We start from the raw sequence: 11,829 nt of genomic DNA, 5'->3' as shown, positions 1-11,829 counted from the left end.
ATTGGAGGATTTCGGTATAGGATTTTCAGTGAAACCGCCGCAATTTTGTACGATCAAAAATAGTAAACTACTTTTCGCTATCATTGCTTCGCCATAAAGAAGGCCGATAGCTGACCGCTTTTTCACGCTCCCGCTAATTACGAGTAATGGCATGACAGACCCAATGATTGTATCAGGCACTGCTAATGACATCGACTCCCTCCGGCAACGGCTAATCGCTGGGTCTATCCAAGTCCAACAACAGATAATCCTACAGTTAGCTGATGTGGGCAATGAAGGATTAGATGTTTTGATGGAATTTTTACTGAAACGTCGTGAGAACCCAGCGACTTGGATTGATGGGAAGGCCTACCAAGTCCTTTACGAGTCGGATGCACCTCAAGCCCAGGAATTTTTGCAAAATAATTTTCCTGAGGGCATTGTAACTCTAAAATCAAGCTGCGGGATTAATTACAATCCTTTGCAACAATTACTAGCTCAACAAGATTTCCAAGCAGCAGACCTCCTGACCATCGAAACCATGTGCGAAATAGCAGGGCCGATGGCTGTCAAAAGGAAATGGCTGTATTTCACTGACGTGGATAGTTTTCCCACCGATGACCTACAAACCATTAATCAACTGTGGATAGTTCACTCTGAAGGTAAGTTTGGCTTTTCCGTACAAAGAGACATCTGGTTGAGTTTAGGGAAAAACTGGGATAATTTCTGGCCGAAAATTGGCTGGAAAAGCGGTAATAATTGGACTCGCTACCCCAACAGCTTTACTTGGGATTTAACTGCGCCCAGAGGTCATCTACCCTTGTCTAATCAATTGCGGGGTGTGCGGGTGCTTGCTTCGTTATTTGCTCATCCTGCTTGGTCTAAGTGATGGGGATTGGGGACTGGGGATTGGGGATTGGGGGAAGGGAAAGAAAAGAACTAATGACAACTGACCAATGACTTATGAGTAATGCTACTAAACGAGAATTTTACGTCATCATTGAACGGGATGATGATGGGTATTATGTGGGAGAAGTTCCCCAACTAAAAGGCTGTTATAGCCAAGGAGAAACCATTGATGAACTAATGATAAATATGAAAGAAGTAATCGAACTATGTTTAGAAACTGAAACTGATGAAAATAAACCAGAATTTATCGGTATTCAAAAGGTAGTGATTTGATGCCGAAATTACCAGGTTTAACTGGAAAAAAAGTTATTAATACCCTTGAGAAATTAGGATTTCAAGTGGTGCGTCAACGAGGTAGTCACGTACAAATGGAACATGATGACGGTCGTTTAGTCACTGTTCCTGTTCATGCTGGTAAAACAATAGGTAGAGGGTGGCTCAGTAAAATATTACGCGATGCTGAACTTACAAGAGAAGAGTTTATCGCATTGCTGGAATGAAAAATTAGGGAAAGTTTCCAGTCGCCAAATTCAAAATCTCAGATAGGATAATGGCAAAAGTTCGTTTAGAAGATATAAAGCGTCGGTTTAACAATGTCACCGCAATTGAGGAAATCTCCTTTGAAATTCCGGATGGTGAGTTTTGGGTTTTGGTGGGGCCTTCTGGTTGTGGGAAGTCTACAATTTTACGAACGATCGCTGGTTTAGAAAATGCCACATCAGGTAATCTGTTTATTGGCGATCGCTTGGTAAATAACATCCCCGCAAGAGCGCGCGATGTGGCGATGGTGTTCCAAAATTACGCTCTTTATCCCCACATGACGGTGGCGGAAAATATCGCCTTTGGGTTGAAAATGCGGAAAATTAACCCGAAAATTGTCCAAGAACGGGTGGTGGATGTGGCGCGATCGCTTTCTTTGGATCATCTGTTAGATCGCAAACCCAAACAACTTTCCGGGGGTCAGCAACAACGGGTAGCATTAGGGAGAGCGATCGCCCGTGAACCACAAGTATTTTTATTAGATGAACCATTGTCTAATTTAGATGCCCAATTGCGAGATGATACTAGGGCAGAATTAAAGCAGTTACATCAACAATTAGGCATTACAACTATCTACGTCACCCATGATCAAGTCGAGGCGATGACTTTGGCTGATAAGATTGTGGTTTTAAGTGGCGGACGGATTCAACAAATTGGCGAACCTCAAGGGATTTATGCTCGTCCTGCTAATCAAATGGTGGCAACTTTTTTAGGTAATCCACCGATGAATATTTTACCTGCAACTTATCAACTTGCAGGTTTTGATATCAATGGACAATTACTCGCAATTCCAGCATTTCTCAGGGAGAAGTTACAACTCCGGTCAGCACAACGGGTGAATTTGGGTATTCGTCCAGAACACATATCAATTAATTCTGACGCAATTAATGACCAGAGTTCAGGATTGTTAGTCGATGTCAAATTAGTTGAACCTTTAGGAAGAGAAACATTAGTTCGTGTGAGTTTACCCGATTCAACGGTACTATTGAGCGTTCAATTGAGTGGAAACGTGCGTCTACATCCAGGCGATCGCCTTTCTCTACAACTTGATTTAAATCAGTTGTTTATTTTTGATCCTCAGACTGGCTATAAAATATCACCCCAGGATTAACTAAACAACTTCACCCCACTTTCAACCCTAAGCAAATGCGATCGCCATTATTCAGTCTAATGATATTTACCAAATTACATACAAGCCAGTCAATGCCGTCTTAAAAATTCGTCGCTGGGAAGATTTTAGCTGTATCCAGGAAATAGATTTACCTGAATGTACTATTGTCGATTTAATCGTTCCCAGTTATTTAGAGATCGCAGTCATTGGGGAATAGATAACAATCCTGCACCAACTTTGGTTCTCTATAAAGTTTGGGAAGTATCCCTACCCTACGAGGAAAATAATAGTAGTTTATGACTTCAAACGATTAGCAGTGAGGAGAATGATCGCAATCCCCAGCGTATAAGCAGCCAAATCTCGCCAGTCGAAAGTAGATCCAATTGTTAAATGGGCTAGACGGGAGTTTCGCCAGCCTAAAATATCAATGAGATTAAGAAACTGAAGAAACTCAATCAAGTAGGCAAATATCAGAGTCCCAATAGCAACCTTCCGTAGTGGAACTGCAATAAAAGCATGAACAAAGTAAGCAATCACCATGACAATTAAAACGTCGCCCAGTAACGGTCTAATCCAATCATCTCGGAAGAAGAGGGCAATGATCACAACTATTGCAAATAGAATCGCAAACAGGGTGAAAGAGGTACGATTAAATCTCAACCACTTGAGATTACGGAATTGTTTAGGCACGATTGATTTCCTGGGTGTGATTCGCCAGGATCGTAACATTGTTCTTTAAAATTTGTCTAAATTAAAAGTCTGATTGGTACGGTTTTGTGAGGTGCGTAGCTCCTGCCAAGTTAATCAATTTATCAAGTGAAGAATGCAACTTAGGTTTGAATTGATTTATAAGCTTTTTAGCAATATTCATATATTGGTTAAATTGCTGATTAAATATCATGTTGTAATTTATACGGTAGTTTGTTCAAAGGTAACATCTTCGTAAAGCTCGGCGATCGCTCCTTCAAACCCAATACTATTAAGGCGAAACATTTTATCCTGCTCTGTATAATTTTGCAGAATCCATAAACCATTATCACCACGTTTAAAACATTCAACTCGCTGACGTTTTGTATTAATCAAAACGTATTCTTTTAGAGTTTCGATTTCCTGGTAATCTACAAATTTATCCCCTCGATCAAAAGCTTCAGTAGAGTTAGACAAAACTTCTACAATTAAACAAGGAAACCTTTTATGATTAGGTGTTTCCTGATCACGTTGATCGCAAGTAACCATGACATCAGGATAGTAATATCTATTTAAAGATTCAATCCTGGCTTTCATATCAGCAATGTAAACACGACAACCAGAACCACGTACATGATTACGGAGAAGTGCAAACAAATTTCCCGCAACAGTGACATGAGCATCAGTAGCTCCAGCCATTGCATAAGCGTAGCCGTTGATGTATTCATGTTTGATAGGACTGGTTTCCTCTAACTGGAGATATTCTTCGGGTGTGAGGTATTCTGGTTCAGGTGAGGCAATCATAAGCAATTTCCAACATTTTTAGTTATCACGATTATTATGGGAAGCATCTTGTCACTATTAATACATATATGCGGCTTCCTGTTATTCCCTTAACTCTAATTTTAACTCTAGCTTCCCCATCTCTAGCACAAGCACCAACTCCAACCACCGAAGAACAGATAACACAAGCTGTGATGTTGAATAGTAGCGGTGAATCCCTTATTTACAAGGATTTTTTTGGTGTAGGGGAGTTACAAGCAGCTTTGGAAAACTTCCAGCAGGCGTTAGCTATTTTTAAAAAATATGGTGCTAAGGCTGGAGAAGCTAACAGCCTTGTAAATATTGGATATGTGTATTTTCGTAAAGCAGAGTACGGGAAAGCACTCGAATATTTTCAGTCCTCCTTAGATATTCGCAGGAAAATCAAAGACCGCCAAAATGAATGGATACCCCTTTCTTATATTGGTGAAGTATATGTCAATTTGGGACAGTATCCCAAGGCGCTGGAATATTATCAACCAGCTTTAGCTATTATCAAAGAACTGAAAGCAGCTAATTCCAAAGATTCTAGTTATGCTACTAGCGAAAAAACTCTGCTAGCTGATATTGGTGCGGTTTATTTTCGTATGGGACAGTATACAAAAGCTCTCGATTTTTATCAGCAAACATTGGCAATGCAAAAAGCTGATGATGATAAAATTGGTGGTATTCAAACTTTGAATAATATCGGTGTAGTTTACGTTAATTTAGGCAACTATAAACAAGCCTTAGATGCCTATCAACAAGGTTTAGCTGATCTGCAAGAATGCTGCTCGAATTATACTGGCACAAAAGCAGCAATTATTAATAACCTTGCCAGTACTAATTTTAGTTTGGGTCAATATAAAAAATCTCTAGAACTAGCCGAAGAATCAGCAAATATTTATAGCAAAATTAATCATGATGCAGAAAAAGCCACGAAACAAGAGATAAAATTACTTTATGATTATTTAGGTCAAAATTCCCAAGCTTTGCAACAAGTTGCCAGTCGTGCTAATGTTGGTGATGGGTTTGGTAAAGACTCTTTTCAGTTCCAAGGCAGAGCTTTAAATCTCAATAATATTGGACAAATTTACTTGAGTCTGGGTAAATATGACCAAGCATTAAAATTGTATCAACAAGCTCTAAATATATATAAAGAGAATAGCTATAAACCAGGGATTGCTGTAACTCTCAATAATATTGCTAAGGTGCAAAGTAATTCAGGTAAGTACCCGCAAGCTCTTGAGTTAAATCAGCAAGCTTTAACTATTTATCAAGAAATAGGCGATCGCACCGGGGAAGGTGTGACAATGAGTAATCTAGGGCAAATACACCAAAAGCAAGGCCAGCAGGAAAAAGCTTCAGGATTGTATCAGCAAGCTTTAGCCATGCACAGACAAGTTAGCGATAAAGTCAGTGAAGCTGCAACCCTCAAACTTTTAGGCGATACCCTGTCTGTACAAAATCAACCACAACTAGCGATCGCATTTTACAAGCAATCAGTCAACCTCACGGAAAGTATTCGCCAAAGTTTACGCACCATCCCCGCAGATATCCAAAAATCCTATACAGAAACCGTTGCTGAAAGGTATCGCCGCCTGGCTGATTTATTACTCAAACAAAACCGTCCCAGCGAAGCACAGCAAGTTTTAGATTTACTCAAAATCCAAGAAGCCAATGATTTTATCGGAAATCGCCGTAGTCAAAGCCAAATGACAACAGCAGTAGTTAATACTGGACAAAGGGGAGTGAATACAGAACCCCAGCCAAGCCAAAAATTACCACTGCAACCCCAAGAACAACAGATTTCCCAAAAGTATAGCGCCATTCAAGATCAAGCGATCGCTTTTGGGCAAGAACTAACAAACCTCCGCCAAACTCCAGCAAATGCACGCACAGCCATCCAAGAAAAACGCATTGCTGAATTAGTGAAACTTGAGCAAACAATCACGGCTGAGTTTAACAAATTTACCAAAACACCTGCTGTAGTCGCTCTTGTACAGCAATTATCTGCAAATTCTGGACAGGAAAATCTCAGCTTAAGACAACTTAATTCTTTGCGGGATAATTTGCGACAGTTAAATAAAAAAGCAGTATTATTATATCCCTTAGTGTTAGACGACAGATTGGAATTAGTTCTCGTCACGGCGGATGCACCACCAATTCATCGTCCAGTTCCCGTCAAACCAGCAGAACTAAATCAAGTCATTAATGAATTTCGACAAGCCATAGTTGTTCCCTATAAAGATAGTAAAATTCCAGCAAATAAATTATATAACTGGCTCATTAAACCTATAGAGAATGACCTGAAACAAGCTAATGCTCAAGCAATTATTTATGCTCCAGATAGCAAACTCAGATATATACCCTTAGCTGCATTATATGATGGCAAAAATTGGCTGATCGAGCATTATATCATTAATAATATTACTGCCGCTAGCTTGACCAAATTAAACAATAAACCCCAAGCCTCTCTACCAACTTTAGCCGCAGCATTCACCAAAGGCGACTATAAAGTAGCAGTAGGCGAACGTCAAGAAGTCTTTAGTGGTTTACAGTTTGCTAAAGTCGAAGTAGACAATTTAGCTAAGATAATTAAAGGCACAAAAATACTATTAGATAATGATTTTAGTCCCCAAGTTACAATCCCCCAAATGAACGATTATAAAATCGTCCATCTGGCGACTCATGGGATGCTGGTAAGTGGTGATCCAGAAAGTTCATTTATACTATTTGGTAATGGCGATCGCGTCACTCTCAAAGATATAGAAAACTGGTCTTTATCAAATGTTGATTTAGTAGTATTAAGTGCCTGTCAAACAGGTTTAGGTAATCAATTGGGTAACGGTCAAGAAATTCTCGGTCTAGGATACCAAATTCAATTAACAGGTGCAAAAGCTTCCATTGCCTCACTATGGGCTGTTTCTGATGGCGGTACACAAGCATTAATGGATAGCTTTTATAGTGTCTTAAAAACAGGTAATTTAACTAAATCTGAAGCTTTACGTACAGCACAACTTGCCTTGTTGATGGGTAATAATCAGTTTAATCATCCCTATTATTGGGCATCATTTATTTTAATTGGCAATGGGCTTTAAATTGTCAAGCTTTGAGAACCCCGACTTCTTGAAGAAATCGGGGTTCTGGTTTCGCTATTATTCCTTGTTATTCAATTAGAAATTGTAGCCAATACCTAATAGCAAACCAACATCAGTTTCATCCACAAAAGCTGCATTAACAGCACCATTTACAGTAAATCTCTCGCCTAAAGGAATATCAACACCACCAGTTAACAGTAAACCAATATCAGTATCGCCACTAGCTTCGATTGCTACACCAGCGCCAACATAAGGTGATACGGCGAATGGTTGCACAACACCAGGCTCTACTGCGCGGGGGGTGAAATCCAAAGTCAACGGCACTAGAAATACGGTATCATTACCAAAAACAGCCGATGGTCGGACTGATAGATTGCGCGTCAAACCAACTTTACTAATAACTGCAAAGTTGCTATCGCTGAGAGCTGTATCACCACCTAAACCAATGTTACCAGCAACCCCTATGTAACTAGAACCGCCACGGGTAGCTCTACCTGGAGTTACAGCACCCGGATTTTGTGCTTGAGGGGTTCCTTCTTGTGGCTGCTGACCAGTTAGATTAGGTGGAATCAGGACTTCGTTAATAGCGTGGATAACGCCATTGCTAGCTTGAATATTTGCTTGAACAACTCTAGCCTCATTAACGGCAATTTGATTATTGGCTGTGTCAACTCTCACATTGACTGGCGCATCGCTAGCAGTTGTCAATTGTCCAGAAGAGAGTTGGTTAGCCGTTAATTGACCAGGAACCACATGATAGCGGAGAATTCTCACCAACAACTCTCTGTTCTGTGGTTGTTGTAGTTGTTCTAGAGTACCCGCAGGTAACGCCGCAAATGCTTCATTAGTGGGAGCAAAGACTGTGTAAGGCCCTGGTTGCTCTAGAATATCTGTTAAACCTGCTGTCCTCAATAAAGTAGTCAAAGTACTAAAAGAGTTACTTGATGCTGCCAAAGCAACAATATTATTAGAACCTTGTGTACCTCCTGTCGTACCAGACCCACCCACTATGTAGTTAGCAGCTGCAACATTGCTAGGTAGAGGTTGTACTTGTCCTTGTCGAACTAAAGCTTGATACAAAAATGCTGCTGCTTCTCCACGGGTAAGAGATGTTGACGGATTCAGTTCTCTCACATTCGGGTAGTTAACAACTATGTTGCTTTGTGTAGCTGCGGCTACGCCGTTGACAGCATAGTCAGGAATTGCCGAAGCATCTGCATAGTTATTACTAAGAACACCTGATGCAGTATCAGTTGTAGTTAAGTTTAAACCACTGCTTAAAGCAACGATCGCCTGTACTCTAGGAATTTGTTGATTGGGGCGAAACACATTCCCTGGATAGCCAGAGAGAAATCCCGTTTCGTAAGCTTCCCGAATTGCTTGCGATGCCCAGAAACTCGCAGGTACATCTGTAAATCCAGATGCACTTAATTGTCGGACTGGTTGTTGATTAAACGCTTTTTGAATTAATGTGGCAAACTCAGCGCGACTCACTGCCTGGTTTGGTCTAAAAGTACCATCGGGAAAGCCAGCAATGATATTTCTTTGTGCTAAAGCTTGAATAAATGGTTGCGCCCAGTAATCTGAACTGACATCAGAAAAGTTGGAACTTGTAGTAGACGGAGTTTCTGTAGGAACAGGTGTTTGTGCTGAAGCTGGTTTAGAAACTATTAAGGGATTTGCTGTTATCGCTGTCATCCCCAAAGCCAGCAAAGTTGTGTAGGCTAATGACCGTCGAACCGAACTAAACATGAAAAATTCCTCCAAAATTAAGTAAATAAATTACACAAAGACATCAATTGACTATGGGAAACAACTGCTTGTATAGTTGATTCAATGAGAAGCCGAGACATTATTTTTGGTTTGGAAAATACCAAAATGATGAATATAATTTTCCTCGCAAACATCAATTTCGCTAACAACATAGTTTTCATCTTCTAAACTAAAACCCACAACATTATTTGTAAGTTTGAGAGTTATTAGATAGAAAAATATGTAGTTAGGAGATGCCAAGCCCATTATTATGGAAGGGGCTGGAGTCGAAAACGTCCATTCATAATCAACATCTAGTAATATTAGAACTGCAAAGGTTATTAGTCTTATAAAGAGAATTGTTACAGATATTAACCCGTTTTAATAACTAGCTAAAGGTCATATTTTCCAGATATTTTCTCATACTTTAGATAGTTGTACGCTCTTGAGCAATTCCGAGCTATCCAAAGTAAGTACACCCAAATAAATATTATTATGGAAAGAATATTTATGTCTGACTTCAAAAGTCAGGCGTAAGGAACTTTCAACCACCAAAAATGTCCCACACTTGCGGGGCGTAGAGAAAGCTATAGGATTCATACTTGATTTCTGAAATATTATGTAGGGTGGGCATTGCCCACCGTATCAAGGTTCTGCTGGGCAATGCCCACCCCTACAGATACTAAGATTTTTATGCGTAAGCGCAGGCTACGCCAACAATAATCAAATCGGATTCCTATATATCGGTCAATACGGTTCAGTTAAGGAAAAATGTGGTGGCGTGGCAAGGCTAAAATGATAGATTATGCTGGTCACTCCAGGATGCCTTATGAGCGTTCATCCCAAAGCACCGAAAATCTTGGATGGTGTGTTGCTTATGCTCAACCCTTGATATCACCAACTTTATGCTCAAGAATGTTCCTAAAAAATGGCTTTTTCGGATATTAATTACTATCATATCTGCACTATTATTTGCTATTTCATCTACAGCAATTAGTATTTATTCCTATGGAAGCAATAGTTACAATAACAAAGCAGATGCAGCAATAGTTCTAGGTGCAGCAGTTTGGGGGGAAGAACCATCACCTGTTTTTCGAGAACGAATTAACCATGCCATTAATCTATATAAAAATGGGGCTATTAGTAAGATTATTTTTACTGGTGGAGTGGGAGAGATTAACGAACTGGCTGAGGCTATTGTTGGCAGAAATTACGCCATAGCTAGAGGAGTAAAAGCAGCCGACGTCTTAACAGAAACTCAGTCTCGGACAACTTACCAAAATCTTAAAAATGCGATAGAAGTGGTGGGTACTAATGAAAAACCTACCAAATTTTTGATTATCAGTGATCCATTGCACCTAAAACGAGCCGTTTTAATGGCAAGAAATTTGGGAATTGATGCTTATCCTTCGCCTACACCTACCACTCGCTATCGCAGTTTTAACAGCCAAATGGAATTTTTAATACGAGAAACTTATTTTTATTTTATTTACCTTGTATTTAAAATTTAGTAACATTTACCTTCACACCAGAATCAAGTCCGGGGACTTTTAAATACTCTACTGGCTCAACACGTTGTGGTGTGCGATTATCTGCGGGATTGACACATTCTTTAAAAAGAGCATCTGGATTATTGAGTAAATCAAACGGGCTGAGACTTTCACATCCTTTTTTCTGTTCTAGGGGAATAGAAGTTTCTTGAAGATTTTGAGGTTGTTTTGTGACACTATTCCACTGACTATTGATTGTCACTGGTTCTGTGGTTAGAGCCGCAGCCTCATGGCGTTCAATGATAGTTTCTGGCAAATTCTCCTGGTTAATATTACCATTTTGGGGTAGTGCGATCGCTGGTGGGATTTCGCCCATCACCTCTGATGGAACGTAGCTCAGTACACTGACTACAATAATTGCAATGATGGAAAATGCTTTCATAGTAACATTACTCAATGATGAACTTTCAATCAAACTTATAATTTTCCGGCAACAGGAAATTAAATCATACTCAATAATTATAGTTTTAGGGAAAAATTTTTGGTAACAGGTAATAAGTTTAAAGAGATGAAACCCAAAGTGTATAGAGTAGCGATCGCTACAATTAAAATACTCTTTTAAACACAAGTTAAGTACAGCAATTAACATCAATTAAGTTTGACTATCTTGCGGATAAATGTGTTACCGAAAAAATTCCCGCATTACCCCTACCGGAGATGCACAAAAAGTAGTTGAATATGTACTAGTAACTGACCAAAAAATTGATAAGAATGAGAATTTTGGCTGCGACAGTTGTACTAACTTCTTCTTTGCTGATGACTGGGTTTATTCATACCTCAGCCTTAGCCAACAATGCGATGACACTTTCTCAGTCAACCCCTAAGTTGCAGCCAAACAAAGCTCAACCGATAAATATCAGTAAAGCTGAGTTTGGTGTAGCAGTCCGTGACGCTGGAGGGAAATTTAACTTCACCCCAACAATCAGAGTTCCGCTAGAAGAGGGTAGTAAATACGGTTGGCGGATTCAAATTCAAGATGTTAAAGGTCAAGTGACATGGCGCGAAGTTCTGCGCTTACCAAAACCCCCAGAAACTTGGGCTACAGATAACGGTGAAAATTTTACATTATCAGCAGATGGTACAGAAGCAGTCACCAAACGCACCCAGTTACCAAAGGACGGAGTGATTGAAAACTTTTGGACGATCGCACCAGGTGATCCACCTGGTAAACATATAATATATGTCTATGTAGATGACCATCTCGTCGGTAATTTTGAGTTTGAAATTGTTCCCAAAGGAAATCGGGAAGTTAAAGGTAGGGAACAACTAGGTAAGATTTAGGTAATTGGTAATTGGTAATTGGTAACCCGTAGGGTGGGCAATGCCCACCTTAATAAATTTAATTTTGAATTGTTATTTTTTGGTGTTCTCTTCATCTCTCTACACTAGCAATCTACAA

Annotated in this window: 11 protein-coding genes; 7 read left to right on the top strand and 4 right to left on the bottom strand. The window is 39.7% G+C overall.

The window, feature by feature from the left end:
* Nucleotides 1-151 precede the first annotated feature (151 nt).
* The 4 genes from ACN222_RS09040 (at nt 152) to ACN222_RS09025 (ending at nt 2,539) form a co-directional block, all read left to right on the top strand.
* The gene (locus ACN222_RS09040) at nt 152-868 is read left to right on the top strand and encodes a GUN4 domain-containing protein (RefSeq protein ID WP_010995994.1); all 717 of its coding nucleotides are present in this window, start codon (nt 152-154) and stop codon (nt 866-868) included.
* A gap of 74 nt (nt 869-942) precedes the next feature.
* A complete protein-coding gene (locus ACN222_RS09035; RefSeq protein ID WP_010995993.1) occupies nt 943-1,161 on the top strand; it encodes a type II toxin-antitoxin system HicB family antitoxin in 219 nt (72 codons plus the stop codon).
* Complete coding sequence (locus ACN222_RS09030) at nt 1,161-1,388, top strand: type II toxin-antitoxin system HicA family toxin (RefSeq protein WP_010995992.1); 228 nt, start codon at nt 1,161-1,163, stop codon at nt 1,386-1,388. Before ACN222_RS09035 ends, ACN222_RS09030 begins: the two co-directional genes overlap by 1 nt.
* A 50-nt stretch (nt 1,389-1,438) precedes the next feature.
* Nucleotides 1,439-2,539, top strand: a complete 1,101-nt coding sequence (locus ACN222_RS09025) for an ABC transporter ATP-binding protein (RefSeq protein ID WP_010995991.1) — start codon at nt 1,439-1,441, stop codon at nt 2,537-2,539.
* A 294-nt stretch (nt 2,540-2,833) separates the two neighbouring features.
* On the opposite strand, the gene ACN222_RS09020 is transcribed toward ACN222_RS09025, so the two are convergent.
* Together ACN222_RS09020 and ACN222_RS09015 are read right to left on the bottom strand one after the other, a co-directional pair.
* Nucleotides 2,834-3,229: a DUF2809 domain-containing protein gene (locus ACN222_RS09020; protein ID WP_231865519.1), complete on the bottom strand. Its 396-nt coding sequence runs from the start codon at nt 3,227-3,229 to the stop codon at nt 2,834-2,836.
* Between the two features lie 219 nt (nt 3,230-3,448).
* Entirely contained in the window at nt 3,449-4,030 is a 582-nt protein-coding gene (locus ACN222_RS09015; protein ID WP_010995989.1) for a Uma2 family endonuclease, read from the bottom strand.
* 68 nt (nt 4,031-4,098) lie between these two features.
* Between ACN222_RS09015 and ACN222_RS09010 the strand changes: the two genes are divergently transcribed.
* Nucleotides 4,099-7,128 (top strand): CHAT domain-containing protein, encoded by a 3,030-nt coding sequence (locus ACN222_RS09010; protein ID WP_010995988.1) that lies wholly within the window; start codon nt 4,099-4,101, stop codon nt 7,126-7,128.
* A gap of 75 nt (nt 7,129-7,203) precedes the next feature.
* Here the strand turns inward: ACN222_RS09010 and ACN222_RS09005 are convergent, their stop codons facing one another.
* Nucleotides 7,204-8,880 carry a fasciclin domain-containing protein gene (locus ACN222_RS09005; protein WP_010995987.1) on the bottom strand — a complete coding sequence of 559 codons (1,677 nt, stop codon included), beginning with the start codon at nt 8,878-8,880 and terminating at the stop codon, nt 7,204-7,206.
* A 905-nt stretch (nt 8,881-9,785) separates the two neighbouring features.
* Here ACN222_RS09005 and ACN222_RS09000 point away from each other — a divergent pair.
* Nucleotides 9,786-10,391: a YdcF family protein gene (locus tag ACN222_RS09000; protein WP_044521083.1), complete on the top strand. Its 606-nt coding sequence runs from the start codon at nt 9,786-9,788 to the stop codon at nt 10,389-10,391.
* Here the strand turns inward: ACN222_RS09000 and ACN222_RS08995 are convergent.
* Nucleotides 10,381-10,812 carry a hypothetical protein gene (locus ACN222_RS08995; RefSeq protein ID WP_049942403.1) on the bottom strand — a complete coding sequence of 144 codons (432 nt, stop codon included), beginning with the start codon at nt 10,810-10,812 and terminating at the stop codon, nt 10,381-10,383. The genes ACN222_RS09000 and ACN222_RS08995 overlap by 11 nt on opposite strands.
* A 329-nt stretch (nt 10,813-11,141) precedes the next feature.
* On the opposite strand from ACN222_RS08995, the gene ACN222_RS08990 reads away from it, so the two are divergent.
* On the top strand, nt 11,142-11,711 hold the full coding sequence (locus ACN222_RS08990) for a hypothetical protein (protein ID WP_010995982.1): 570 nt from the start codon (nt 11,142-11,144) through the stop codon (nt 11,709-11,711).
* Nucleotides 11,712-11,829: the final 118 nt, after the last annotated feature.

Origin of the sequence: Anabaena sp. FACHB-595 (genome assembly GCF_048568275.1) — a bacterium.
GTDB lineage: Bacteria > Cyanobacteriota > Cyanobacteriia > Cyanobacteriales > Nostocaceae > Trichormus.
Note: the sequence above shows the minus strand (reverse complement) of the source record. Positions and strands in the feature narration are given on the sequence as shown.

Bases quoted from the DNA above. Each gene is read 5' to 3' on its own strand.
- ACN222_RS09040 (WP_010995994.1), top strand. From the start codon at position 152: ATGACAGACCCAATGATTGTATCAGGCACTGCTAATGACATCGACTCC.
- ACN222_RS09035 (WP_010995993.1), top strand. From the start codon at position 943: ATGAGTAATGCTACTAAACGAGAATTTTACGTCATCATTGAACGGGAT.
- ACN222_RS09030 (WP_010995992.1), top strand. From the start codon at position 1,161: ATGCCGAAATTACCAGGTTTAACTGGAAAAAAAGTTATTAATACCCTT.
- ACN222_RS09025 (WP_010995991.1), top strand. From the start codon at position 1,439: ATGGCAAAAGTTCGTTTAGAAGATATAAAGCGTCGGTTTAACAATGTC.
- ACN222_RS09015 (WP_010995989.1), bottom strand. From the start codon at position 4,030: ATGATTGCCTCACCTGAACCAGAATACCTCACACCCGAAGAATATCTC.
- ACN222_RS09010 (WP_010995988.1), top strand. From the start codon at position 4,099: ATGCGGCTTCCTGTTATTCCCTTAACTCTAATTTTAACTCTAGCTTCC.
- ACN222_RS09005 (WP_010995987.1), bottom strand. From the start codon at position 8,880: ATGTTTAGTTCGGTTCGACGGTCATTAGCCTACACAACTTTGCTGGCT.
- ACN222_RS09000 (WP_044521083.1), top strand. From the start codon at position 9,786: ATGCTCAAGAATGTTCCTAAAAAATGGCTTTTTCGGATATTAATTACT.
- ACN222_RS08995 (WP_049942403.1), bottom strand. From the start codon at position 10,812: ATGAAAGCATTTTCCATCATTGCAATTATTGTAGTCAGTGTACTGAGC.
- ACN222_RS08990 (WP_010995982.1), top strand. From the start codon at position 11,142: ATGAGAATTTTGGCTGCGACAGTTGTACTAACTTCTTCTTTGCTGATG.